This is a genomic window from Telmatospirillum siberiense (genome assembly GCF_002845745.1).
Lineage (GTDB): Bacteria > Pseudomonadota > Alphaproteobacteria > Rhodospirillales > Magnetospirillaceae > Telmatospirillum > Telmatospirillum siberiense.
Window position 1 is genome coordinate 19,747 of the sequence record NZ_PIUM01000032.1, and the last position, 25,080, is coordinate 44,826.

At 64.2% G+C, this 25,080-nt stretch carries 24 protein-coding genes; 12 read left to right on the forward strand and 12 right to left on the reverse strand.

The window, feature by feature from the left end:
• Positions 1-15 precede the first annotated feature (15 nt).
• From CWS72_RS21645 to CWS72_RS21670, 5 genes are read left to right on the forward strand one after another with little or no spacing between them, the layout of a single operon-like run.
• A complete protein-coding gene (locus CWS72_RS21645; protein ID WP_101252735.1) occupies positions 16-420 on the forward strand; it encodes an ExbD/TolR family protein in 405 nt (134 codons plus the stop codon).
• Between the two features lies 1 nt (position 421).
• Positions 422-1,126, forward strand: a complete 705-nt coding sequence (locus CWS72_RS21655) for an energy transducer TonB (RefSeq protein ID WP_158240768.1) — start codon at positions 422-424, stop codon at positions 1,124-1,126.
• A gap of 22 nt (positions 1,127-1,148) precedes the next feature.
• Entirely contained in the window at positions 1,149-2,012 is an 864-nt protein-coding gene (locus CWS72_RS21660) for a D-glutamate cyclase family protein (protein ID WP_101252737.1), read from the forward strand.
• A gap of 26 nt (positions 2,013-2,038) precedes the next feature.
• Positions 2,039-2,911 carry a phytanoyl-CoA dioxygenase family protein gene (locus tag CWS72_RS21665; RefSeq protein WP_199175867.1) on the forward strand — a complete coding sequence of 291 codons (873 nt, stop codon included), beginning with the start codon at positions 2,039-2,041 and terminating at the stop codon, positions 2,909-2,911.
• Positions 2,912-2,914: 3 nt separating this feature from the next.
• Positions 2,915-3,721 (forward strand): SDR family NAD(P)-dependent oxidoreductase, encoded by an 807-nt coding sequence (locus tag CWS72_RS21670; protein ID WP_101252738.1) that lies wholly within the window; start codon positions 2,915-2,917, stop codon positions 3,719-3,721.
• Positions 3,722-3,801: 80 nt separating this feature from the next.
• Here CWS72_RS21670 and CWS72_RS21675 read toward each other — a convergent pair whose 3' ends face one another.
• Entirely contained in the window at positions 3,802-4,875 is a 1,074-nt protein-coding gene (locus CWS72_RS21675) for an ABC transporter substrate-binding protein (RefSeq protein WP_101252739.1), read from the reverse strand.
• A gap of 407 nt (positions 4,876-5,282) precedes the next feature.
• On the opposite strand from CWS72_RS21675, the gene CWS72_RS21680 reads away from it, so the two are divergent.
• The 5 genes from CWS72_RS21680 to CWS72_RS21700 are packed head-to-tail and all read left to right on the forward strand — an operon-like array spanning position 5,283 to position 14,261.
• Complete coding sequence (locus tag CWS72_RS21680) at positions 5,283-6,302, forward strand: isopenicillin N synthase family dioxygenase (protein WP_101252740.1); 1,020 nt, start codon at positions 5,283-5,285, stop codon at positions 6,300-6,302.
• 46 nt (positions 6,303-6,348) lie between these two features.
• Positions 6,349-8,448 (forward strand): hydantoinase/oxoprolinase family protein, encoded by a 2,100-nt coding sequence (locus tag CWS72_RS21685; protein ID WP_241911843.1) that lies wholly within the window; start codon positions 6,349-6,351, stop codon positions 8,446-8,448.
• Complete coding sequence (locus CWS72_RS21690; RefSeq protein WP_101252742.1) at positions 8,445-10,157, forward strand: hydantoinase B/oxoprolinase family protein; 1,713 nt, start codon at positions 8,445-8,447, stop codon at positions 10,155-10,157. The genes CWS72_RS21685 and CWS72_RS21690 overlap by 4 nt, the downstream gene beginning before the upstream one ends.
• Complete coding sequence (locus CWS72_RS21695; protein ID WP_158240769.1) at positions 10,147-13,329, forward strand: amidohydrolase family protein; 3,183 nt, start codon at positions 10,147-10,149, stop codon at positions 13,327-13,329. The genes CWS72_RS21690 and CWS72_RS21695 overlap by 11 nt, the downstream gene beginning before the upstream one ends.
• 17 nt (positions 13,330-13,346) lie before the next feature.
• Positions 13,347-14,261 carry a CobW family GTP-binding protein gene (locus CWS72_RS21700; RefSeq protein WP_158240770.1) on the forward strand — a complete coding sequence of 305 codons (915 nt, stop codon included), beginning with the start codon at positions 13,347-13,349 and terminating at the stop codon, positions 14,259-14,261.
• On the opposite strand, the gene CWS72_RS21705 is transcribed toward CWS72_RS21700, so the two are convergent.
• The 7 genes from CWS72_RS21705 to CWS72_RS21735 all read right to left on the reverse strand — a co-directional run bounded on the left by CWS72_RS21705 (position 14,248) and on the right by CWS72_RS21735 (position 21,335).
• Complete coding sequence (locus CWS72_RS21705; RefSeq protein ID WP_199175869.1) at positions 14,248-15,720, reverse strand: aldehyde dehydrogenase family protein; 1,473 nt, start codon at positions 15,718-15,720, stop codon at positions 14,248-14,250. The two genes, CWS72_RS21700 and CWS72_RS21705, sit on opposite strands and share 14 nt — an antisense overlap.
• 25 nt (positions 15,721-15,745) lie before the next feature.
• Positions 15,746-16,945, reverse strand: a complete 1,200-nt coding sequence (gene metC / locus CWS72_RS21710; RefSeq protein ID WP_241911844.1) for a cystathionine beta-lyase — start codon at positions 16,943-16,945, stop codon at positions 15,746-15,748.
• A gap of 32 nt (positions 16,946-16,977) precedes the next feature.
• Entirely contained in the window at positions 16,978-17,757 is a 780-nt protein-coding gene (locus tag CWS72_RS21715; protein ID WP_101252746.1) for an SDR family NAD(P)-dependent oxidoreductase, read from the reverse strand.
• A 3-nt stretch (positions 17,758-17,760) separates the two neighbouring features.
• A complete protein-coding gene (locus CWS72_RS21720) occupies positions 17,761-18,534 on the reverse strand; it encodes an ABC transporter permease (RefSeq protein ID WP_101252747.1) in 774 nt (257 codons plus the stop codon).
• Positions 18,531-19,298 (reverse strand): ABC transporter permease, encoded by a 768-nt coding sequence (locus CWS72_RS21725; RefSeq protein WP_101252748.1) that lies wholly within the window; start codon positions 19,296-19,298, stop codon positions 18,531-18,533. The genes CWS72_RS21720 and CWS72_RS21725 overlap by 4 nt, the downstream gene beginning before the upstream one ends.
• Positions 19,291-20,076: an ABC transporter ATP-binding protein gene (locus tag CWS72_RS21730; RefSeq protein WP_101252749.1), complete on the reverse strand. Its 786-nt coding sequence runs from the start codon at positions 20,074-20,076 to the stop codon at positions 19,291-19,293. The genes CWS72_RS21725 and CWS72_RS21730 overlap by 8 nt, the downstream gene beginning before the upstream one ends.
• 365 nt (positions 20,077-20,441) lie before the next feature.
• Positions 20,442-21,335, reverse strand: a complete 894-nt coding sequence (locus CWS72_RS21735) for a pirin family protein (RefSeq protein WP_101252750.1) — start codon at positions 21,333-21,335, stop codon at positions 20,442-20,444.
• 263 nt (positions 21,336-21,598) lie between these two features.
• Here CWS72_RS21735 and CWS72_RS21740 point away from each other — a divergent pair, with 263 nt between their 5' ends.
• Entirely contained in the window at positions 21,599-21,820 is a 222-nt protein-coding gene (locus tag CWS72_RS21740; protein ID WP_101252751.1) for a hypothetical protein, read from the forward strand.
• A 31-nt stretch (positions 21,821-21,851) separates the two neighbouring features.
• Entirely contained in the window at positions 21,852-22,784 is a 933-nt protein-coding gene (locus CWS72_RS21745; RefSeq protein WP_158240771.1) for an acetyltransferase, read from the forward strand.
• A gap of 11 nt (positions 22,785-22,795) precedes the next feature.
• Here CWS72_RS21745 and soxA read toward each other — a convergent pair whose 3' ends face one another.
• The 4 genes from soxA to soxX form a co-directional block, all read right to left on the reverse strand.
• Complete coding sequence (gene soxA, locus CWS72_RS21750) at positions 22,796-23,470, reverse strand: sulfur oxidation c-type cytochrome SoxA (protein ID WP_241911845.1); 675 nt, start codon at positions 23,468-23,470, stop codon at positions 22,796-22,798.
• A 400-nt stretch (positions 23,471-23,870) separates the two neighbouring features.
• A complete protein-coding gene (soxZ, locus tag CWS72_RS21755) occupies positions 23,871-24,191 on the reverse strand; it encodes a thiosulfate oxidation carrier complex protein SoxZ (protein ID WP_101252754.1) in 321 nt (106 codons plus the stop codon).
• Positions 24,191-24,685 (reverse strand): SoxY-related AACIE arm protein, encoded by a 495-nt coding sequence (locus tag CWS72_RS21760; RefSeq protein ID WP_101252755.1) that lies wholly within the window; start codon positions 24,683-24,685, stop codon positions 24,191-24,193. The genes soxZ and CWS72_RS21760 overlap by 1 nt, the downstream gene beginning before the upstream one ends.
• Positions 24,651-25,067 carry a sulfur oxidation c-type cytochrome SoxX gene (gene soxX / locus CWS72_RS21765; RefSeq protein ID WP_101252756.1) on the reverse strand — a complete coding sequence of 139 codons (417 nt, stop codon included), beginning with the start codon at positions 25,065-25,067 and terminating at the stop codon, positions 24,651-24,653. Before soxX ends, CWS72_RS21760 begins: the two co-directional genes overlap by 35 nt.
• Positions 25,068-25,080: the final 13 nt, after the last annotated feature.

The following is a 25,080-nucleotide window of genomic DNA, read 5'->3' on the forward strand; positions in this document are numbered from 1 at the left end:
GAAGAGGAGAAGGACATGAGAAGCTGGCCTGATCGGCGCGAGAGGCGGGCGCGGATAGAAATCATCCCGATGATCGACGTGATGATGTTTCTTCTCGCATTTTTCGTGCTGATTAGCATGAACGTCCTGCCGGCCCTGGGTCTGAAGGTTCAGTTGCCCGAATCGGCGCAGACCGAGAAGGTGACGGACCTGAAGAAGGTGACGCTGACCATCGACAAGGACGGCCGGACCTTCCTGGACGGCCAGCCATATCCCGTCGATCAGTTGGCTCCCGAATTGCGCCGGCTGACGGCGGACAAGAAAACCACCGTCATCATCGCCGGTGACGGCGGAGGACATATCCAGACTCTCGTCGATGTTCTCGATACCTTGAAGGAGGCGGGAGTCTCCTCGGCCTCCATCATTGCCAAGGCCAAGTGAGATGGCGCATGTCGATCCGATGGAGCGTGTCTTCGGCGGCCTGGCCCTGCTGTCCACCATCGCCGTGGTGTTCGCGCTTCAGTTATCGCCGGTGAAAATGCAACCCCCGCCGCCCGATCCTCCACCGGCGTCGATCACGGTCACCCTGGAGGCGGCGGCGCCGGAGCCTCCTGCCCCCCCGGCGCCGCCGCCCAAGGCGGTGACGCCGCCTCCGCCTCCGCCCCCACCCCAGGTGAGGGAAACGCAACCGGCTCGGCCGGTGATCCCGGTGCCGCGAAAGGTGGCGCCCAAGCCCCCGACGCCTCAGCCGGAAAAGGTCGCCGAGGCGCCGGCGGAAACTCCGCCGCCGGTTCCTCAGCCGGTCGCGGCTCCGCCGAAACCGGCCGCGCCCGCCGCCAACGTGGCAAGCGAAGAGGCCGGCTATGTGGGGCGCCTGCGAGCCTATATCCGCTCGATCACCCAATATCCCACGTCCGGGCAGGCTCGCCGTGAGCGGCCGGAAGGGTCGACCGAGGTCCGCTTCGTCTTGAATCGCGCGGGGCAGGTCCAGGATGCGTCGATAGAGCAGGGCTCGGGCTCGCCCATTCTCGACAAACAGGCCCTCTCCATCGTCAAGGGGGGGACTTATCCGGCGATGCCCCATGAGGTCTGGTCCGACGCGCCGGAGCACGTCTTTACCGTCACCGTCGTCTTTACGGCGCCGTGACCGCGGTGGAACGGAGACTTCGATGAAAAGCGATTTCATCTCGCCGGGGATATCCCCGGCCGGCGGCCGGGATCCGGATCTTGCCGAACCCGCCGCGGTTCGCCGGGCGATCCGGCGTGGGGACTTCCGTTCTTTCACCAATCACGCGGCTCCCGGCTTCGCCCAGGGCAACCTGGTGATCGTGCCCGCTCCCTTCGCCGACGATTTCGCCCAATTCTGTGAGCTCAACAGCCGGGCCCTGCCGGTGATGGGGCGGTCGGCCGCGGGTGTTCCGCATCTTCCGGAGCTTGCCTCCGATCTCGATCTGCGGACCGATGTCGGGGGCTATATGGTCTTCGAAAATGGCGTCCTGACGGGAACGCCCCGCGATATCCGCGATCTGTGGCGAGATGACCTGGTCGCCTTCGTGCTGGGATGTTCCTTTTCTTTCGAAAGCGTCTTGCAAAGCCATGGCGTGCGTCTGCGGCATCTGGACGAGGGCAATGTCTCGGCCATGTATGTGACCAATCGCGCGACCGTCCCCGTCGGGCCCTTCGGAGGCGACATGGTCGTTTCCATGCGTCCGATGACGCCGCAGGACGCCATCCGGGCCGCGCTCATTTGCCAGCATTATCCGGAATATCACGGCGCGCCGGTCCATATCGGCCTGCCGCATCTCCTCGGTATCGATGATTTGACGCGCTCCTATGGCGGCCATGGCCTGACCGCCTTGCGCGAAGACGAACTGCCGGTTTTCTGGGCCTGCGCCGCCACGGCGCAGATCGCGGCGGTCGCCGCGGGGCTGCCCTTATGCATTACCCATTACAAGGCTCACATGGTCCTGACGGACGTTCCGGTGCTGTCGAAAAGTGCCGGGGAACCCACGTTCGGCGGCCGCGACGCCTGACCAGCCATTATCGTGAAAGGATTGAAATGATGTCCATGGACGAGGTTGTCGATCATTATCAACGGGATGGTTATGCCGTCATGCCGGGGCTGTTGAGCGGCCCGGTTCTCGCCCAACTGCGGGAGGTGACGGATCGGGTGGCCGACCAGGCTCGCGGTCTGGTCGAGGAGACCGGCGTTTTCGATTTCGAAGATGGTCACCGGCCCGAGGCTCCGCAGATTCAGCGGATCAAGAAGCCGCATCGCGTCGACCCCTTCTATTTCGAGCTGGCCAGGCACCCGGCCATCCTGGCGGTGATCGCCAAGCTGATCGGCACCCGGGACATCCGGCTCAATCACAGCAAGATCAATATGAAGGCGGCCAAGACCGGTTCGGCCCTGGAATGGCACCAGGATTGGGCCTTCGCGCCCCATACCAACATGTCGACCTGCGTCGCCTCGGTGATGATCGACGACTGTTCCGTCGAGAACGGCGCCATGCGGGTCCTTGCCGGCAGCCATGGCGGTCCGCTGCTCGATCATCATGACGAGGAGCAATATTTCGTCGGGGCGGTCGCGCCGGATACGCCCGGGCTGGATTTTTCCAAGGCGGCTCCCCTGGCCGGGCCGGCCGGCACGGTGGCATTCCACCATCCTCTGGCCATTCACGGTTCGGGGGCCAATCGTTCGGGCGCGTCGCGGCGTATTCTTTTTCTCGAATATGCCGCGACCGACGCCTGGCCGCTTTTCTATCATGTCGACTGGGACGACTATAATCGCCGGATCGTCTCCGGCCCCCAGACATCATTCGTCCGTTTCGAACCGACGGTCGTCAAGCTGCCCTTCCCGGCACGGACCACCGGGTCGATCTATAAGACCCAGTCGACGCTCGAAAAGCGCTATTTCGAACAGGCGGTATGATCGATGGAGTCCTCGAAACTGGAGAGACGACCCGCGGCCTTCGTCACCGGGGCGAGCAGTGGCACCGGCCGCGAGGCGTCGCTGGCTTTGGCCAAGGCCGGCTACGATGTCGCGCTGCTCGGCCGGCGGCCGGCGGCGTTGGAGGACGTGGCCGCCGATATCCGCGGCGCGGCCGGCGAGGCGAGGACGATCTGCTTGCGAACGGACGTCACCGACCCGGCGAACGTTGCGCGATCGGTGGCGGCGTTCCTCGAGTGGTCCGGCGGTCGGGTCGAGGTGCTGCTCAATGCAGCGGGTATTCCGGGCCCGCTCGGCGCGGCGATCGGGGACATCGCCGTCGAGGATTTCGATGCCGTGGTGTCGACCAATCTGCGGGGGCCGTTCCTGACGATGACGCATCTGTTGCCGGTGATGTATCGGCAAGGCGGCGGGCGCGTGGTGAATATCGGCGGCAATCACGGCCTGCGGGGCCGGGCCGGGCGTTCGACCTATTCCCTGTCGAAGTGGGGGCTGCGCGGCTTGACGCGCAGCGCCGCGCTCGAAGCCGGACCCCACGGGGTGACGGTCAATTACGTGGCGCCGGGGGCGATCGCCGTCGATCGGATGCGGTTGCGCTGGAAGGCGCAGGCTGCCGAAGAAGGGGTTTCCGAACAGGTTGTCATCGAGCGTTATGTCGCGCAGATGGGAATCGCTCTCGGACGGCCGAACGAACCGGCCGACGTGGTGGCGATGATCATGTTCCTGGTCGGCGAGGGAGGTCGCAATATCACCGGGCAGGAGTTGGTGATCGACGGCGGAGTCATCGTGTGAAGCCGGGGCCCGACTGCCGGCATCCCGCCGAGTCGGGCCTGCGTTCCGGACCGGCGGGGCATGGCCGGTCCGTTCCCCTTTCAGCTTTTCCCGAGGGCGGCCTTGATAATCGATTGGGTGACGATCCGGGAGATATCGATCGATTGCGTCGAGGCGACGGTTCCCGCGTCTTGCGCGAGTTTCAGGGCATTTTCGAAGACCTCCGGTTTGATCCACAGAAGTCCCTGAGTGAGCGCGTCGCCATGCAGGACGTAGGATTTCATCTCCTCCGCCTCGGTTGTCTGGCGCGCCAGATCCGTCCCCGGCTGGGCATATTTCTCGACGACGATTTTGGCGGTTTCCGCCGGATGGTCGACCATCCAGCGCCATCCCTTGATCAGGGCGCGGGTATAACGGACGAAGGTGTCGCCGTTTTGCTCGATGCTGTCGCGCCGGGCGATCAGGACTTGTCCATAATCCGCGATGCCGAGATCGGACGTATAGAGGATGTAAGGGTCGAGTCCGGCCAGGCGCAGGGCTGTCGCGGCGGTGGTCGCCCATCCCCAATAGGCGTCGACCTGCTTGGCCATCAGCATGCCGGGATCTGTGCCGACGGGCACGAACTTGATCTTGCGGGCATCGATGTCGGCGCGCTTCAGCAGCACCTGGACTTGAGCCCGAATGTTGTTCGGCAGCCCGATTGTTTTGCCGACCATATCCTGCAGCGAGGTGATGGGGGCGGAGGCCGGACTGAGAAAACAGCCGGGATCGCGTTGCATGACCGCGGCGAAGGCGACGATCGGCTGGCCTTGCCGGGCCCCTTCGATGATGCCGAGCGCGTTGCTTTCGCTGACCAGGGTGCGTCCGCTGGCGACCAGGGTGCGGTAATCGGTGCCGGGCCCTCCGGCGTTGTAGTGAACATCGAGTTTTTCCTCGGCGAAATAGCCTTGTTCCTGGGCCATGAAATCGCCGCCGAACTGAACGCCTTTCAGCCAGCCGAGCTGATGGCTGACCGGTGTCGGCGTTTCGGCGGCGGCGGGACCCGCGGCGAAGCGGAGGAAGCCGCCGAGGGAGACGGCGCCGATACCCAGCCGCCCGAGGTGTCCGAGAGCGGATCGCCTGTCGATGGAAAGACCGGCGGATGGCGAAAGGGCGGGGCGGTTGCGCGAGGTCATCTGATCTCCTTGCTGGCTATCTCGATGGTGATGGCGTCATCACTGACTGTTCCTCTCCTTCCTATCAAATAACAAATGATACAGTCTAGAATTATTTTAATAATTTTCATAAAAACAAATTTTAAAATGAGAAAATATCTATAATTAAGCAGGATGAAAAAATTAATTAGCACATATTATTTATATTTTTTGTATTTTTTGCAATTTTTTGTTTCTGATTGGCGTTCCGTAGACTTTTCGGCATCGCCGCTGAACGGAAAAGGCATCTCACGGAAATGGGATTACACGCTATTCCTTGATCCGGACGATGCCGTCGTCCGGTTTTCCGGCGTGGGGGCGTCTTCCGCGTATTTCAGGGATCGTCGTGCCGAAAACCCGTCAGCCAGCTTCAATGAGGAGGTCCGGAGATGAGTCGTAGCGAAAAAGGACTGGACGACGTCTTGGTGGCCAAGGCCGTCGAGATATCGGAAATTCCCGTGATCGATTTCTCTCCGTTTCTTCAAGGCAACGCGGCCGATCGGCAAGCCGTGGCGGCGGCGTTGGCCGAGGCTTGCGAGCGCATAGGGTTCTTCTATCTGGTCGGCCACGGGGTGCCGGAAAGTCTGCGCAGCGCCATTTTCGAGCAGTCCGCGGCTTTCTTTCATTTGCCTCTGGAGCGGCGACGGCAGGCCGCGGCGACGCCGGACTGGTATCGGGGATGGATCGCTTCGCAACCCGGCGAGACGCTGAGCCGCGACAGCCGCGTCTTCGAGCAATATCGCATTCAGGCGGATCTGCCGGCCGACGATCCCGATGTCGCCTCGGGCAGCGTTTTCTACAAGCCCAATCGCTGGCCGGCCGATCTGCCCGATTTCGGGACGGTCTGCAACCGCTATTACCGGGCCATGCTGGAGCTGTCCCGGCAGTTGCTGCACGCCTTCGCCCTCGGCATCGGCCTGCCGGAAGACCGCTTCGACGCCTATTTCGACAAGCCCTTGTGCCAATTGAGCATGATGTATTACCCCAGCCTTCCCGGCGATGCCGATCCCGAAGTGACCAACACCGTCTCCCATACCGACGAGGGGCCGCTGACCATCCTGGCGCAAGGCGAGGTCAGCGGTCTTGAGGTGAAGCGTCGGGACGGCACCTGGATCGCCGCTCCGCCGATCCCCGGGGCCTACACCATCAATGTCGGCGACATGATGATGTGGTGGTCGAACGGCCGTTATTTGTCCAATTATCATCGCGTGCGCAACAAATCGCGAACCGAGCGTTTCTCGGTTCCGTTCTTCCTCAATCCCGACCACGACGCGACTATCGCGCCCCTGCCGGAATTCGTGCGCGAGGACGGCGGCGCGCATTACCCGCCGGTGCATGTGGCGACCCATTTGTCGCGTTTCTACGCGACCTTCAAATATGAGCCGTCCGGCACGGATGCGCCGGCCTGATCTTTCAGACCACTTCCTGCCGCCGATAACCGAGGAGACCGCAGACGTGACGAAGGGTGGCGCATTAGCCCGTATTGGAGCCGATATCGGAGGGACTTTCACCGACGTGGTGCTGGAAACGCCTGATCGACGCCACACCACGAAGGTTTTGACCACCCATGACGCGCCCGAGCGAGCCTTGCTCGACGGCATCGCGATCCTGCTGGCCCAGGCGAACCTGCGGCCCGAGGATGTCGGCTTGATCGTCCATGGGACGACTCTCGCCACCAACGCCCTGATCGAACGCCGGGGCGTGCGGACCGGTCTGCTGACCACCGAAGGCTTTCGCGACGTGCTCGATCTGGGGAGCGAAAGCCGCTTCGATCAATACGACATCACCATGGACAAGCCGTCACCGCTGGTATCGCGGGGCCTGCGGCGGACGGTTCCCGAACGCATCGCCGCCGACGGCGGCGTCCTGTTGCCGCTCGATCCGTCGGCGGTTCGTTCCGCCGCCGATTTTTTTGCCGCCGAAGGTGTGGAAAGCGTCGCCATCGCCTTCCTGCACAGCTATGTCAATCCTGGGCACGAGCGGATGGCGGCCGACATTCTGCGCGAGAAAATGCCGGATCTCAGCATTTCCCTGTCCTGCGAGGTTTCGCCGGAAATGCGGGAATATGAGAGATTCTCGACGACCGCCGCCAATGCCTATGTGCAGCCGATCGTCGCCCGCTATCTGGCCAGGCTCGATGATGCGCTGCATGACCTGGGCTTTCGCTGCCCGCTTTACCTGATGCTGTCCTCGGGTGGTTTGACCACCGTCGATACCGCGGTACGCTTTCCCGTACGGCTGGTCGAATCGGGCCCGGCCGGCGGGGCGATCTTCGCCGCCGCCATCGCCGCCGAACGGCAGATCGACAAGATGCTCGCCTTCGACATGGGAGGGACCACGGCGAAAATCTGTTTCATCGATCACGGCAAGCCGCAAACCTCCCATAGTTTCGAGGTCGCGCGCATGCACCGCTTTCGCAAGGGAAGCGGTCTGCCGTTGCGCATTCCGGTGGTCGAGATGGTGGAAATCGGCGCTGGCGGGGGATCGATCGCCCGGCGCGACGCTCTCGGGCGGATCGTCGTCGGTCCGCGCAGCGCGGGATCCGAGCCGGGGCCGGCCTGTTACGGCCGTGGCGGCGGCAATCCGACGGTGACCGATGCCGATCTGCTTTTGGGCCGGATCGATCCGACGGCCTTTGCCGGGGGCTTGATGACGCTGGATCGCTCGCGGGCCGAAACCGTCGTCGGCGGCTTGGGGAATGCCGGGGCCGACAGCCGCATCCCGGCTTTGGGGATCAGCGAGATCGTCGACGAGACGATGGCCAGCGCGGCGCGGGTGCATGCGGTGGAACAGGGGACGGCCGTCGATCAGCGCACGATGGTGGCCTTTGGTGGCGCGGCGCCCTTGCATGCGGCGCGCGTCGCCGAAAAGCTGGGTATTTCGCAGGTCATCATTCCACGGAGCGCCGGTGTGGGCTCCGCGGTCGGCTTCCTGCTGGCCCCCATCGCCTATGAGGTGGCCCGGAGCTTTCATCAATGCGTCGGACAGATCGAAATCGACGCCTTGAACGGATTGCTCGCCGCCATGTCGGAGGAGGCGCACGACCTGGTGAGCCGTGGGGCGCCCGGCGTGCCGCGGTCGGAAACACGGATCGCCTACGCGCGTTATCGGGGCCAAGGTTACGAAATTCCGATCGCCGTTCCGGCGCGGCCTTTGGACAGGGCGGACGAAGTCGTGCTTCGGGACCGCTTCGAAGCGACCTATCGCGCTCAATACGGTTCCGTCATCGCCGGGTTGGATATTGAAATTCTTACCTGGCGCGTTTCGGTTTCGGCACGGCGGACCACGGCCCGTTCCAGCGCCGCTCCCGTCGAGCCGAGGGCTTTCGAGGTAACGCTCCGCCATTCCGTCCTCGATCCGGCGAGCGGGCGCACCATGGCGTTCGCCGTGGTGCGGCGGGACGACTTGCACCCGGGCGATCATTTGGCCGGGCCGGCGCTCGTCGTCGAGGACGAGACCACCACCGTCGTTTCGCCGGCTTTCGATCTCGACGTCGACGGTCACGGTTGTCTGGTGCTGAGCCTTCGGGCCGGTGGGAAGGGAGAAGAACCATGACCTCGGCGCTTTCCGACGTCCGTATGCAGGTGATGTGGGCAAGGCTGGTCTCGATCGTCGAGGAACAGGCGCAGACGCTCATGCGGACGGCTTTTTCGACGACGGTGCGCGACGCCGGCGATCTGTCGGCGGCGGTGTTCGATGTCCGGGGGCGTCTGGTCGCCGAGGCCGTCACCGGCACCCCCGGACATCTGAACTCCATGGCCGAGGGCGTCCGGCATTTTCTGGCGAAATTTCCCGCCGACGGCATGGAGGATGGGGATCATTACATCACCAATGATCCCTGGCTGACCGCCGGCCATCTGCACGACATCACCGTCGTCAGTCCGGTGTTTCATCGGGGGCGCGTGGCGGCGCTGCTCGGCTGCTGCTGCCATCAGCTCGATATCGGAGGGCTGGGGCAGGGGCCGGACGGACGTTCCATCTACGAGGAGGGATTGCAGATCCCGATCCTCAAGCTGGCTTCGCGGGGAAAGATCAATGACGTCCTGATGGAACTCGTGCGTCAGAACGTCCGTACGCCGCTGCAGGTCGAGGGCGATGTGCTTTCCTACATCGCCAGCAACGATTCGGGGGCGCGGCGCCTGCGGGCGATGCTGGACGAATTCCACCTGGAGACGCTGAGCGATATCGCGGACTACGTGATTACCCGTTCACAGGCGGCGACCGAGGCGGAAATCGCCAAATTGCCCCGGGGCACATGGCATAATGAAATGGTCGTCGACGGTTACGACCGGCCGATCACCCTGCGGGCGGCACTGACCATCGGCGAGGGGGATATCCTGGTCGATTACCAGGGAACCGACGCCGCCGTCCGGCACGGCATCAATGTGGTGCTGAATTACTGCAAGGCCTACACCTTTTTCGGCCTGAAATGCATCGTCTCGCCCGAGATTCCCAACAATGCCGGTGCCTTGGCTCCGTTCAAGGTGAGGGCGCCGGTGGGATCCATTCTCAATGTCGAGCGGCCCTGGCCCGTGGCGGCCCGCCATGTCATCGGCCAGATGTTGCCCGACGTCGTCTTCGGCTGCTTGAGCCAGGCGTTGCCGGGTCGGGTTCCGGCCGAAGGATCATCCTGTCTGTGGAGCGTGCAGCTTCGCGCCAAGGCCGTGCCGGGAATGGAAGACCGCAACGGCCGGGCGTTCGAGACGGTTTTCTTCAACAGTGGGGGATCGGGAGCCCGGCAGTCGCAGGACGGCTTGTCGGCCACGGCTTTTCCGAGCGGTGTCCGCGCCATGCCGGTCGAGGTGACGGAAGCCGGCGCGCCCATCGTCATCTGGCGCAAGGAACTGCGGCCGGACAGCGGTGGGGCGGGGCGGACGCGGGGCGGCCTGGGGCAGATCGTCGAGGTCGGGTCCCGGTTGCAGCAGCCTTTCGAGGTTTTGGCGATGTTCGAGCGCGTCCGTTTCGCCGCCCGGGGGCGGGACGGCGGCGGCGGCGGGGCGCCGGGCGTGGTGCGCCTGGCCTCCGGAACTCCCTTGCGGGCCAAGGGATTGCAGGAAATTCCGGCCGGTGACCGGCTGGTTCTGGAATTGCCGGGCGGCGCCGGACTGGGGGCTCCCGGCGAGCGCGAGCGGGCGGCCGTCGACGAGGATATCAGGCAGGGTCTTCTTTCTCCGCAGACGGCGGAACGGGACTATGGCTGGAAAGCCGATGAGGGGGGCCCCCTTCGGACGGGAACGGCGGGGGACATGTCGAATGGATCGTGATGACATCGCGGATGAAGGGCCGGGGCTGACTCGTCGGGATTTCGTTGCGGCCGGCGGCGCGGCCGTCGCCTGGAGCCTGCTCGGCAAGGCCGGCGGCGCGGCCGCCGCTTCCATGCCCGCCCCGGGCGCCTCAGCCGGGCCGGCACCGAATCCGGTGAGCTTCGGCGACATCCCGGTGACGTTGCGGGAAGGCACCAATGTCTCCATCGCCCTGTCTCCGGATGGCAAAACCATCGCCATGGATTTGCAGGGGATTCTTTGGCTCATGCCGGCAGAGGGGGGAGAAGCGCGGCAATTGACCGGCTATCTGGACGATATCGCCCGTCCCGACTGGTCGCCGGATGGCGGGATGATCGCCTTCCAATCCTACCGAGACGGCAATTTCCACATCTGGACGATCAATTCCGACGGCAGCGGTCTCCTGCAGCGGACGAGCGGACTGTTCGACTGTCGCGAGCCCCGCTACGCCCCGGATGGCCGGCGCATTCTGTTTGCCTCGGATTGCGGCGGGAATTACGGGATTTATGTCCTCGATCTGAGGAGCGGCGACGTAACGGTGGTCGTCGATACGCCGCATGAGGACAGCGAGCCGGTTTTTTCGCCGGACGGACGGCGCGTGGCCTTCGTCAGCGGCGGACAGTTGATCGTGCTCGACGAGCAGGGCGCCCAGACGGTGGTTGCGCAAGGGGCTGTCAATGCGCCGGCCTGGACCCCGGATGGGCGCGGGCTGGTCTATCGGGTGGCGTCGGGAACGCCGCGGGACATGCGGTCGAGCCGGCTTTACCGGTCCGGCGTGCCGATCACCGGAGAGGACGAGGACGTATTTCCCTTTCCGGTGTCCTGGCTGTCCGCCGACGAGATTTTTTATACCGCGGATGGCCGGATCAAGCGGCGCCATTTGGCCGGCGGCGATGCGGCCCCGGTGCCTTTCACCGCGCGGGTGACCGTGGCCCACGCCGGCGACTATCCCCGCCGTCGCCGCGATTTCGATTCGGAAGCGCCCCGTCCGGTCAAGGGGATCTCATTCCCGGTGTTGTCGCCGGACGGCGGAAAAATCGCTTTCACCGCGCTGGGGCAGTTGTGGTGCCTCGACGTCGGGACGGCGCGACCGCGGCAGTTGACCGACGATTCCTACGCCAAGACCTATCCGGCGTGGTCGCCCGACGGCAAATGGCTTGCTTACTCCTGCGACCGTGGCGGCAAGCTGGATATCTGGCTGCGGGACCTCGCCTCCGGCGAAGAGCGCCAGTTGAGCCGTTCGCCCAGCGCCATGAAGCAAAGCAGTTGGTCCCCCGATTCCACCCGGATCGCCTGCGCCAGCCAGGACGGCTATCTCTATGTGCTGGATGTCGCCAGCGGCGCCATGACGCGGCTTCTGCACCAGACGGTGTGGTCCGGGCGGGCCTCCTGGTCGAAGGCCGGCGACGTGATCGCCCTTGCCGCGGTGCAGCCCTATTCATCGCGCTATCGCGAAGGGGTGAACGCCATCCTGACCTGCGAACTGTCCAACGGCGAGACCGCATATCATTTACCCGGTCCGGGATTGTCGCTCGACGTCCGCAATGTGAACGGGCCGATCTGGTCGCCGGACGGCACCGCCATGGCCTTCACCATGAAGGGCACATTGTGGTCGATGCCTGTCGACCCCCGGGGGCGTCCCACCGGCGCGCCGCGACCGCTCAACGACGAGACGACGGACTCCATCAGTTGGAGCGGGGACGGCGGCAAGATCCTCTATCTGTCGAACGGCAGCTTGCGTCTGTTGACGATGGCCGACGGTTCGATCGAAACCCTACCCCTGTCTTTCACCTGGGCGCTGGCCAAGCCGTCCGGCCTGCAGGTCGTTCATGCCGGGCGCATGTGGGATGGACGCGCCGAGGAAATGCGCAGCGATGTCGATATCCTGATCGAGGGCAACCGCATCGCCGCCGTCGAACCGCATCGGCCGGACCGGGGGGATGCGGCCTGGATCGACGCCGGTCGGCGCACCGTGATGCCGGGGCTGATCGACATGCACACCCATCGCGAAATGGGCAATCAGTTCGGCGACCGGGAGCCTCGCATTTTTTTGGCCTTCGGCGTGACGGCGACCCGCGGCCTGAGCGACAATCCCTATCTGGCCATCGAAAACAGGGAATCCGTCGATGCCGGCCGCCGCGTCGGCCCCAGGCATTTCGCCACCGGCGACGCCCTCGACGGGTCGCGTGTCTTCTGGGACGGCATGCGGCCGATTTCCGACGACGGACAATTGGAACGGGAGCTTTCGAAAGCGGAAGCCCTCGAATACGATCTCTTGAAATGCTATGTCCGCTTGCCCCTTCGGCTCCAGAGGCGAGTCGTCGCCTTCGGCCATTCCATCGGTATCCCCGTCACCTCCCATTATCTGTTTCCCGCCGTCGCCTTCGGCGCCGACGGTCACGAGCATATGGGCGGCACCAGCCGGTTCGGGTTCTCGCGGACGGGGAGCAGTCTCGGGCGGATCTATCAGGACGTCCTGGCGATCGCCTCGGGCTGCAAAGGATTCCGCACGCCGACCCTGTTCGGGCTGGAGGGGATGCTGGGCGACTGGCCGGGACTGCTCGACGATCCCCGCCTGTCGGTGTTGTTTCCCGCCTGGGAACAGGCACCGCTGCGCAAGGCCGCCGCGGCCGGTCCCAGCAAGCCGGTGCCGATGGTCGCCCATCAGGTGGAGGGCGTGATGAGTTTGATGCGCGAGGGCGTCAAGATCGTCACCGGGACCGACTATCCGATCGTCGCCCCGGCCCTGTCCATGCATCTCAATCTACGCGCCATGGTCCGCTACGGGATGAGGCCGGTCGATGCCCTGCGGAGCGCGACCAGCGTGTCGGGCGATGTCCTGGGGCAGGGTATCGGGGCCATCGAGGCTGGAAAGCTCGCCGATATCATCGTCGTCGACGGCGATCCCTTGCGGGTCATCGATGACGCGGCGCGGGTGGAACAGGTGATGGTCAACGGCTTTCTGCACGATGTCGAGGGTCTGATCGCGCCGTTCCGCGGCAAGGATGCCGGGGCGGCGACGGAGACGCCGCAGCACGCCACCGCCGGACCGGCCGCTCAGGGCCCCTTGCGTTTGGCCTCGAAAAGCCGCCATTGGTGGCATGACGAACGATGGGTCGAGGAAGTCCGTCGATCCTGCTGTCTGCCGACGTGACGAAAGGCATCGCGGCCATGAGGGTTCATCTCATTTTCGGCTTTCTGGGGGCGGGCAAGACGACGCTTCTGCTCAATCTTCTGCGCAATCCCGATCCGAATGGTCCGACGGCCGTCATCGTCAATGAATTCGGCGAGGCGGGAGTCGACGGCGCCATCCTGCGCGGCACCCATGTCGATGTGCTGGAATATGCCTCGGGTTGCTTTTGCTGTTCGCTGAAGGGGGCGTTGCTGGACGGATTGCGGGAGTTGCGTCAGGGGCGGCTGATCGTCCGCGTGTTCGTCGAGGCCAGCGGTGTCGCCCAGGCCGAGGAACTGATCGCTCCGCTGGCCGACGGCGCCGGGGCGCTGTCCTTCGCCGTCGGCCCGTCGATCGCCGTCTTCGATGCGGCGCGTTACGATCATCTTTCCGACATGCTGGGCGAATTCCTTGATGGGCAGATCCGCCATGCCGACGTCGCTCTGCTCAACAAGATCGATCTCGTGCCGGCGGACGCGGCCGAGGAGATCCGGCGGAAGATCGCCGGGAAAATGTCGGGACGCCCGGTTTTCTGCGCGGTGCGGGGGGATGTCGATGCCGCTTTTCTGCTGGAGGCGGCGGCCGGCCGGGCGGCAGCCGGGGAAAAGCCCGGGCATGGCGTGCCCGCCGGGCTGGATGGCGTCTCCTCCGCCGTTCTTGCCGCCGGCTCCGATCTGAAGCGGCGGGCGGTGGAGGGGTTCTTCCGGCGTCTGCCGCCGTCGGTCTGGCGCGCCAAGGGGTTCCTGACCATCGAAGGGATCCCCATGCTGGCTCAATATGTGCCCGGGCAGCTGGAACTGACCCCCGCCGCCGCGCCCGATCATCGTCAATTGATCCTGATCGGGCGGGGAATGGATCAGGCGGCCATCGCCGGAAACTTCGCCGAGACCGCCCGTTCTTTCAGCCGCTTTTGATCCACAGGCTCTTGACGTTCAGATATTCGTCCAGATGCTCGCGGCCGGATTCCCGCCCGTAGCCGCTCATTTTGTAGCCTCCGAACGGTACTGCCGGGTCCATGACGTTGTAGCAATTGACCCAGACTGATCCGGATCTCAGGCCTTTGGCCAGGAGGTGGGCGCGGCCGATGTCGCGTGTCCAGACGCCGGCTCCCAGTCCGAAAGGCGAGTCGTTGGCGCGGCGGAGCACGTCGGCGACATCGTCGAAAGGAATGGCCGAGACGACCGGTCCGAAGATTTCCTCCCGGGCGATGCGCATGCCGTCGGCGACATCGGCGAAAACGGTCGGAGACACGAAATATCCGGCGGCGAAAGCGCCATCGGTCCTGCGCCGGCCACCGGAGAGGACACGGGCGCCCTCCGCCTTGCCGATGTCCAGATATCCGGTGACCCGGTCGAGCTGCTGGCGGGAGACCAGGGGACCCAATTCGGTTTCCGGGTCGATGCCCTCGCCCATGCGCAATGCGGATCCGCAGGCGGCGACGCGGGCGACGAATTCCTCATAGACCGGACGTTCCACGTAAAGGCGGGTGCCGGCCGTGCAGATCTGCCCGGCATTGGCGAAGACGGCCATGGCCGCGGCCGGGGCGGCGGCATCGAGATCGGCGTCCGCGAAGACGATGTTGGGGGATTTTCCCCCCAATTCGAGAGAGACGCGCTTCAGATTGCCGGCCGAGGCCTGGACGATCTTCTGTCCGGTGACATGCGAACCGGTGAAAGACAGTTTGTCGACGTCGGGATGGGCGGCCAAGGCGGCGCCGGCCGTTTCGCCGAAGCCGGTGATGATATTGAAGACGCCAGGGGGGACACCCGCCTCCAAGGCCAATTCGGCGAAGCGGAGCGGGGTGAGGGGAGCTTCTTCCGCCGGTTTGAGCACCAGCGTGCATCCGGTGGCCAGAACGGGCCCCAGTTTCCAGATCGCCGCCATCAGAGGGCCGTTCCAGGGAATGATCGCGCCGACCACGCCGAGCGGTTCCTTCACCGTGCAGGAAAAGACGTCGCCGGCCACCGAATTGCCGATGGTCTCGCCATGCAGCCCGGTGGCCATGCTGGCGTAGTAATGCAGAAGGCCGATCATCAATCCCTTGCTGCCCAGGGTGTGGCGAATGGGGGCGCCCATGTCGAGAGTGTCGAGTGCGGCCAGTTCATCGAAGTGTCGTTCGACCAGATCGGCCAGACGCAACAGGATGCGTTGGCGTTCGAACGGTTTCACCCGGCTCCACGGGCCTTCGAAGGCCCGGCGGGCGGCCGCGACGGCGCGCTCGACGTCCTGCCGATCGCCTTCGGCGACCATGGCCAGCAGCGTGCCGGTGGCCGGGTTCCGGCTCTCGAAGGTCTTGCCGGAGATCGCTTCGACCCAGGCGCCGTCCACCAGCATGCGTTTGGTTTTGCCGTCCAGGAAGGGGTGTGAGGTCATGGGGGCCGCTTTTCCTTTTTTCAATTTACGCCGCATCGCCCAGGCGCGCGAAGCCCGCCTCAAGATCGCGGATCAGATCTTCCGGATCCTCAAGACCGGCATGCAGCCGCAAAGCCGGGCCCGGTTCCGTCCAGGGACTGGCCGAGCGCAAGGTCGCCGGATAGGTCGGCACCGCCAGGCTTTCGAAACCGCCCCAGGAATAGCCGAGCTTGAACAAATCCATGTGGTCGAGCATGGCTGCCAGTTGTGCGGCGGAACACTCCTTCAGGACGACGCCGAAAAGACCTGAAGCCCCCTTGAAGTCGCGTTTCCAGATGGCGTGGCCCGGATCGTCGGGCAGGGCCGGATACATCACGCGGGCGACCTCGGGCCGCTGTTGCAGCCATCGGGCGATGCGCGTCGCCGATTCCTGATGGCGTTTCATGCGCAGGGCGAGAGTGCGCAAGCCCCGCAATGCCATGTAGACGTCGTCGGGACCGCCGCAATAGCCGGAGGCGGAGGCCGTCTTTTTCACCGGAATGAAGGCGTCCTCGCGGCAGACGGCGATGCCCAGCATCAGATCGGAATGGCCGGAGATATATTTCGTCGCCGCATGCAAGGACACGTCGACTCCCAGCGCCAGGGGCTTGAAACACAATGGCGAGGCCCAGGTGTTATCGATGATGGTGACGATGCCGCGCGGCCGGCAGGCGGCGACCACGGCCGGCACATCGACCATTTCGAACGTCAGGGAACAGGGCGATTCCATATAGACGACCTTGGTGTTCCCACGGAACAGCCCGGCGATCTCCCCGCCGATCAGGGGGTCGAAGAAAGTGACCTCGACTCCGAAGCGGGACAGGAAATCCTCGCAGAAGTGGCGGGCCGGCCCATAGACGCTGTCGACGATCAGCAGATGGTCTCCGGCGTTCAGGAATGCGGTCAGCGATGCCGCGATGGCGCCCAATCCGCAGGACGTCACGACGGCGCGGTAACCGCCTTCGAGGGCGGTGACGGCGTCTTCCAGAGCCCGCGTCGTCGGCGTTCCCTCCCGGCCATAGGTGAATTTTTCGAACGCTCCGCTGGCACGGTCGACCCGCGTTTCCAATAACTCCTCCACGGAGCGGAAAAGAACGGTGGAGGTGTGATAGACGGGAGGATTGACGATCCCGTAATTGTCTTCGGGATGGCGTCCGGCATGCAAAAGAACGGTTTCTTCGGCGAATTTCCTGGGGGTGTTCATCATGATCTTACCATCAAAGCCATTCCGACAGGTCGTTAGAGGATGGTGCCGCCATCGATGACGATGTCCTGGCCCGTCACCATGCGTCCCCCATCGGAAGCCAGGAACAGCACGGCATTGGCGATATCCGTGCCGGTGCTCAGCCGGCCGAGGGCCGATTGGGAGACGAAGCGGTGGAACACGTCATCGTAGGAAAGCCCCTGGCGCGCCGCCGAGTCTTCGAATTGACGGGTGAGTTTTTCGCCTTCGATGCCGCCGGGAGAGATCAGGTTGACGGTGACATTGCCGGCGGCGACTTCCAGCGCGGTGGACTTGGTGAGGCCGCGCAACGCCCATTTGGCGGCCGCGTACAGGGAAAACCCCGCCACTCCCTTATGGCCGTAGGTGCCGCCGATGTTGATGATTCGGCCCGACCCCTGCGCCTTCATGATGGGAAGAACGGCTTTCATCGACAAAAGGACGCCCAGGACATTGCCGTCGAAGCAGGCGCGATAATCCGCCGTGCCGCAGTCCCAGACGGCTTTGCGCGGGGGGCTGCCGCCGGCCGCGCAGACCAGGATGTCGATGCGTCCGAAATGTTGGCGGGCCAATTCGGCGGCGTGGGCCATTTGACCTTCGTCCGTGACGTCGGCGAGGCAAACCAAACCGTCCCTGCCCAATTTCCCGATCGCCCCCGCGGTTTCCCGCGCCCGTTCCGCGTCGCGGCCGACGATGGCGACATCGGCGCCGTTTTCGGCCAGGGCCAGGGCGATCTGCCGTCCCAGGCCGCTGGTCGCTCCGGTAACGCAGGCAATTTTTCCGGCGAGCGCGCTCATGTCTCAGCGTGTCCTGTCGAGGACCAGGCCTTCTGCGGCGACGGTCAGGGTGAAGAAAAGATAGGCCGCCGTGGTGCCCACCAGAACCGTCGCCCACATCAGGGAAAAGTCCTGCTGGGAATAGGCGTCCAGTGTCAGGGACCCCAGGCCGGCCGCTCCGGAAAGCCATTCGGCGAACATGGCGCACAGAATGGCCGAACCGGACGCGATGCGCAGTCCGGTGAAAATATAGGGAATGGCTGCGGGAATGCGTAGTTTCAGAAGGACCTGGCACATGCCGGCGCCGTAGACATGCATCATTTCGATGGCGTTGGCGGATGGCGACAACAGGCCTTTTTTGGCGGCCAGCATGATCTGGAAAAAGCTCAGCAGGGCGACGATGGCGATACTGTTCCACTGTTCGCGTCCGAACACGGAAATCATCAGGGGCGCCACAGCGATCACCGGGATGGTCCGGACGACGATGATGAGGGGCATGAGGGCCCGGCTCAAAAGGCCGGAGAGAACGAATGCGACGGCCAGCGTCATGGCGGCGACGATGCTGACGGTCATTCCGGCCAGGGTGCAGAAGACCGTGAAGACGGCGTCCGATCCGATCAGGGAGGCGTTATCGGCCAACGATGCGAGGACCGCCGCCGGAGCGGGCATCAGATAGCCCGGAATTTGAAAAACCGTGACGGCCGCCTGCCAGATCGCCAGCAGGCACGCCATGACGAGCCCGTAGGCGCCCATCCGGCGGCCGACGATGGCGATCGCGGGGGCCGCGGCGCGGTTCACGGCGCAATCCCGTCAGCCGTGCGGTCGGCGGTGAGAACTACGCGTTCGATGAGGGAAAGTGCCCCGTAGCTGCCCGCCGAAAGGATGCAGACGATCAGGACCGATGCCCAAAGCCGTTCCATTTGGAAATTGAACATGGCGTTGATCATCAGAACGCCGAGGCCGGTTTCGGTGCCGGTCCATTCGGCCACCAATGCGCCGAGAACGGCCAATGGCGCAGCGATCTTCAGGCCGAGAAAAATGTAGGGAAGCGCGCTGGGAAGCGCCAGTTTCCAGAATCGCTGCGCGGGCGTCGCCGCCAGCACCAGAAACAGTTCCCCGGCATTCCTTTCGGTCGCGCCGAGGCCCTGAATCATTCCGACGAAGATCGGAAAGAAGCACAGGAACGCTGTCAGCGTGATGCGCATCGGCCAGGAAACCCCCATCCAGATGATCAGGATCGGGGCGACCGCGATGATGGGGATGCTGTTGAGGACCGTTCCGATGGTCAGCGCCGCCGTTTCCAGGGCTTTGTGTTGATGGACGAGGAATCCCGCCGAAAAAGCGGCGCCGATCGCCATGGCGTAACCACAGGCGGCGGTCAGAACGGTGGATCGGCAATGAAGCCACAGGACGGCGCCGTCGCCGACCATGTTTTCCACTACTTTGACCGGGCGCGGAATGGTGGGGGGGAGAAGCCCGGCCAAGCCGGCCAATTCGAAGGCGAGCGTCAGCAGCAGGAAGACCGATCCCGGCAACGCCACGTTGGAAATGCGGCTAGACATCGATTGCCGCCATCGCTTGTTGGTCGAAAAGACATTGGCGGACGCGATCGACCGCGCCCGTGAAGGCGGGATCGCTCATCTGCGCGAAGCTGCGCGGACGGTCGAGGCCGACCTCGACGACGTCGGCGATTCGCCCCGGCCGGGCGGCCAGAACGAAGATCCTGTCGGCCATGAAAACCGCTTCCTGGATCGAATGGGTGACCATCAGTGCCGTGATCTTCGTCTCCGCCCTGATCCTCAGCAATTCGAGATTCATCCGGCTGCGGGTGATGTCGTCCAGGGCCCCGAACGGTTCGTCGAGCAGAAGGACGCGGGGCGACAGGACGAGGGAACGGGCGATGGCGGCCCTTTGCTGCATGCCCCCCGACAATTGCGAGGGTTTGGCTTTTTCGAAACCGCTCAGTCCGACCAGTTCGATCAATTCCCGCGGCAGCTTTTCGCGGTCGGGATCGCGCTCGGCGACGATTTCGAGAGGAAGGCGGATGTTTTCCAGAACCGTGCGCCAGGGCAGCAGGGTGGCGTCCTGGAAGACGAAGCCGATCCGATGGTCCTTGCGCGCTTGGCTGGGGTGCGCGCCATCGATCGAAATGCTTCCGCTGGTGGGGGGCAGGATGTCGGCGACCATGCGGAGCAGGGTGGATTTTCCGCATCCCGACGGGCCGATGAGCGCGCCGAATTGCCCGTCTTCCAGTTCGAGGCTGATCTCCTTGAGCGCCTGGACCTGTCGGCCATCGATATCGAATACCTTGGATACCCGGTCGATCGACAGGCGGCCCATTACGTCCTCGTCATGGTCGAAGGGGGAAAGGCGAGTCCGGGCGATCGCCCGGCCAGGCGATGCGGACGGCGGGCCTCGCCTCGGCGCCTCCGGAACGGCCAATGGCAGGTGGTGGAAATCGGCCGGTTTGGCAAAGCGTATTCTCCTGTCTGCGATAGGGAGCCGATTGCGTCATCGGGGGGCGGACGGTTTCCCATCGGGCCGGTCTGTGGCCGCCGCAGAAGCAGGGTTACATTCCTGATGGTGTTTTGTGATGTGCCAATTTTTCGCCAAGGTGGTGTCGAAAAGTCTATGCCCCTTTGTCGCATGACGATGCGACAAAGGGGCGCCGGATGGGCGCCTTTCATTTTCCGGGCGAAGGATGATCAATTGGTGGTTTTTTTCCGAAACGCCGGATCGCCGGGGAACGGGATCGGTTCACCCTGATCGAGATCGGGCAGTTTCATTCGGCCGGCCCGCCAGTCGGCCTTGGCTTGTTCGATCCGCTCCTTCGAGGAGGAGACGAAATTCCAGTCGATGAAGCGCGGTCCCGGCGAGTCGCCGCCCAGCAGCATGATGGTGGCGGGTTGCGTGGCCTTGAGGACCGCCGCCGCGCCGGGGGTGAAGACCAGCATGCGTCCCGCGTCGTAACGGCGTCCGGAGACTTCGACGGCGCCGGTGACGACATAGGCGGCCCGTTCCGGATAATCGTCCGGAAGGCGCGCCCGGGCGTCCGTCTCCAGATCGCAGTGCAGATAAAACATCGGAGACAGGGTCTCGACGCCTGCCCTGGCGCCGAACGCCTCGCCGGCGATCAGCCGTCCCGAGAGGCCGGCCTCCTGAAAGGCCGGCAAATCACCCGAACCGTGATGGGAAAAGGAGGGGGAAATTTCTTCCGACGCCTCGGGAAGGGCCACCCAGGCTTGGATTCCATGCATGCCGTCACCTTCGCGCCGGGCTTTTTCGAAACGTTCGGAATGGGTGACTCCGCGTCCGGCGATCATCCAATTGACTTCGCCGGGGCGAATCGGCTGTTCGGAGCCGACGCTGTCGCGATGCATGATCTCGCCTTCGAACAGATAGGTGACGGTGGCCAGCCCGATATGCGGATGCGGCCGGACGTCGACATCGGAGGAGAGGCCCGCCGGCCAGCGCACCGGTCCCATATGGTCGAAGAAAACGAAGGGCCCGACGGCCCGGCGCTGGGCGATGGGCAGGACGCGTCCCACTTCGAAGCCGCCCAGGTCGCGCCGCCGCTGATCGATCACCAGATCCAACATCCCCGGTACTCCCTTTTGTCATCCCGGGGATATGGGGACGACAAAGGTGATTGTCCCCTCGCGCGTGGCCGATGAGTAAGGCCTTATCTCATCTCCGCCCCCAAGCCGGCACCGGGGATGCCGGAAAGGCCTTTGCTGTGACCGCCAACGAGGTTAAAAGTCTCGCCAATCGGATTGTCGAGGCGACTGTCGGGATTTCCGGACGGATCCGCCCGGGGCTGGACGGTGGTGGTCCTTGAAACAGGTATTGGTGAAGAGAAGTCATGATCGGAAATGACGGAAAGCCGATGACCCGCGAGATGGTGCGGGCCGCCATTGCGGTCTATAATGAGCAATCCCGTGGTTCCGGGGCTTTTTCCACCATTCCGCGAGCCTTGGTGACCATTCTCGATCAGCTTGCGGTCGGCAAGACCACTTATGTCAAAGGGGCGGACGGACAAATGCAAATCACACGGCGCAAAGACAAGACGATTGCCGCCGGCTGATCCCATGTCTCTCGAAAAAGATCTCGCGAAAATGCCTTCTCCCTGGTCGTCGTCCTCGCAGCCGGCATCGGTCATTCATCGCGTCCTGCGGGCGGTGACGGGGGGCTTCGCCGCTTTCCTGCTGGGCCTCAATGTGCTCGTCGTCTTTTTGGCGATGACGCCCATGGCTCTGCTCAAACTGACCATTTCGACGCCGATGGTGCGCCGGGTGTGCAACCGTCTGTTGAACGCCCTGGCCGATCTCTGGGTATGTTTCAACAATGCCTGGATCGTTCTGGTCGGCAATCGTCCGGTGCTGACCGATGCTTTGCCGGCCCTGCAGCGGAAGGGATCCTATCTGGTGATCTGCAATCACCAGAGCTGGGTCGATATTTTCGTCTTGCAGCGGGTCTTCTTTCGCCGGATTCCACTACTGAAATTCTTCCTGAAACGCGAACTGCTTTATGTGCCGGTGATCGGCTTGGCCTGGTGGGCGCTCGATTTCCCGTTTCTGCGCCGTCAGAGCGATGCCAAGGGCATGGAGAACGACCTCCGCGCCTCCCGCAGGGCCTGCGAACGCTTCAAGGATCTGCCGATTTCCCTGGTCTCCTTCATCGAGGGAACCCGTTTCAGCCGGGACAAGCACACGGCGCAACGTTCGCCCTATCAACATCTGCTGAAGCCGAAGCTGGGCGCGTTCGGCATGTCCGTGGCGACGCTTGGCGACCGTGTCGATCTGATGATCGATGTGACCATCGCCTATCCGAACGGGGTGCCCAGTTTGTGGGATCTCTTAAGCGGAAATGTCGAGGGCGTGCAGGTCTTCGTCCGGACGATGGAGATTCCGGAAACCCTGAGCGATCCGGCCTTTATCGGCAAGCGCGAGTGGCATGTGGCTCTGGGCCGCTGGATCCAGTCCCTGTGGCGCGAGAAGGATGAAACCCTGGCCAAGGTCGTCGAGGCTCAAGGCGCCGGAGCGAAATAGCCGCCCGGGCTTCAGGGCCTGACCGCGGGGCTTTCCATGGGCATGCCGTTGGCCCGCCACATCAGATAAAGCTCCAGATCGACGAAGGCCTCGGCACCGAAGGCATAGGGCGCGGCCCGCATGCCGCTCATGCAGTTGCGCAGGCGGCGTTGCAGCGATCCCACGCCCTGCCATTCCAGGCGATAGAGCGGGTAACCGGTCGGATGAGCTTGCGGAATGGTTGCCCCGCCCAGGCTGCGGCCGGCGTTATCGTCGTGACACTGGGCGCAGGACAGGTTGAGCTGTCCCTGCCGTTCGTGAAAAAGGCTGCGTCCCATGGCGAGAAAAGGGTGCAGCGCCTTGCTGTTCTCGATGGCGATCGGCAGGCCGCGCGATTGCCGCGCCACATGGGTGGAGAGCGCCAGCAGATCGTGGCTTTCGAAGGCGAGGGGACCGGCCTTCTGATAGGCCGTGCGGCAGTGATTGATGCGCTGCTCCAGATCGATCGGCCGGTTCATCGTCCTGTCGAAGGCCGGATAGCGCGCCGCCACGCCCCGCATGGAACTGGCGGCATCGCCGTGACAGTCGGCGCAGGACCGGCCTGCCTCGCCGATCGGTTCCGCCCATAACGTCTCACCGTCCCGCTGCCACAGGCTGGCCGGATTGGTCATGTCGTCGTCCTGCATGGCGCGCAGCGGCGGCCCCATGAAGGCGTACCCCGAACGCCGGTTGTCCGTGAGATTGGCGGCCTGCGCCGGAGAGAGGGCGAGGAGGGCGGTCGAGAGAATGATCGTCAGCGCAAGTGGGTGCCGCGTTGATGTTCGGGACTTTTCGTACGTTGTTGACGCGGATGGGCGTGGCATAGGCATTTTTCGAGCCACCAAGACACCAAGGCACCAAGGGGGCGGATTGCGCCGCAGGCATGCAAACTTTCCGGTATCGGTGAGATGACGGACAAGGTGAAGAATGCCTGCGGCGCGCAGGATTTTACCTGTCGCCAGACTTATCCCGAGATGCCTTGGTGCCTTGGCGCCTTGGTGGTTCATGACCTCAAGCCCGATCCTGCGGAAACGCCGGGGGGAGGCGGTTCGATGAGGCGATGACGGCTCATGACACGCTGATCTCGACGGTTTCGCTGACCGAAAAGCCGTTGTCCCCCGTCCATTGGAAGGTGATGCTGCCGCTTTTCTCGATCCTGGTGAAAAAGGACAGGAACGGATTGGCCGCTATCGCCGGAGAAAAATCGGCCGAGAAGATTTCCTCGCCGTCAAGGGAGCAGACGAATCGCCGGATGATGTCCCGGGGCAGGGTGGCGCCGTTCAGCCCGGCCCGGTAGCCGGTTTCCATCGGATGCGCGATCAGCGTCTTGATTTCGATGATCTCTCCCTTTTTCGCCGTCGGGGGCACCTTGATCAGGGGCTTGGCCATCAGTTGACGTCCTCGACGCAGGCGGCGATGGTGACGATCACCTTGGCGCCGCCCTGCCAGAAGGAACCGTCGCTCATCTGCGCTATGGCGATCACCTGCTGGCTGTCGGCCAGCTTGATGCGGGTCGAAACCTGCGCCCTGCCGGCCCGGGGACCGAGATGAAAGCTGGCGACATAGGGCTGCGGATTCTTTTCGTTGAACAGATGGATCGCCACGACATGGTCCTGCCCGGTCATCGGGCTGTCGACGGTCACCGTCAGCGGCACGGCATTGCCGTTTTCCACCAATGGCGGAAGATCCAGCAGGACGCGGCCGTCGTGCGGCGCTGCCGGGCCGATGGTCTGGCGGATGGCCGCCCGCATCTCCTCCGGCGTGGCTCGGGCCGGACGGATGGCGAGCAGCAGCGTGACGGCGGCGCCGGCCGCACACTCCGCCGTCTGGCGAAGGAAGCGGCGCCGTTCAACGGCGCAAGGTGGCGAGATAGGCGACGACATCTTCAATCTGCTCGGCAGTGAGAATGGGGCGGCCGACGAAGGCCGGGGCGACCTGGACCAACCCTTGCGTCCGGTAGTAGGAGGGCATGATGGTGCCCGGTGAAACACGCCGGGCGTCCACGATCCTCAAGCGCAGTTGCCCGCTCGACCAGCGCTCGCCCGCGCCGTCCAGGGCGGGTGCCAGATCGCCTTGCAGCGGCTGCTCGGGAAAGGGGCCGCTGTGGCAAAGCAGGCAAAGCCCCTCCTGGCGATCGGCGACGATGCGGCGTCCGGCATCCGGATCCCCCGGCTGTCCGGTCAGCGGGCGGGGGATGCTGTCGCCCACCACCGCATAGGGCTGGAGCGGCGGCTCCGCGAGGGCGACCGTGCCCGCCAACGCCATGGGCAGAAGAACG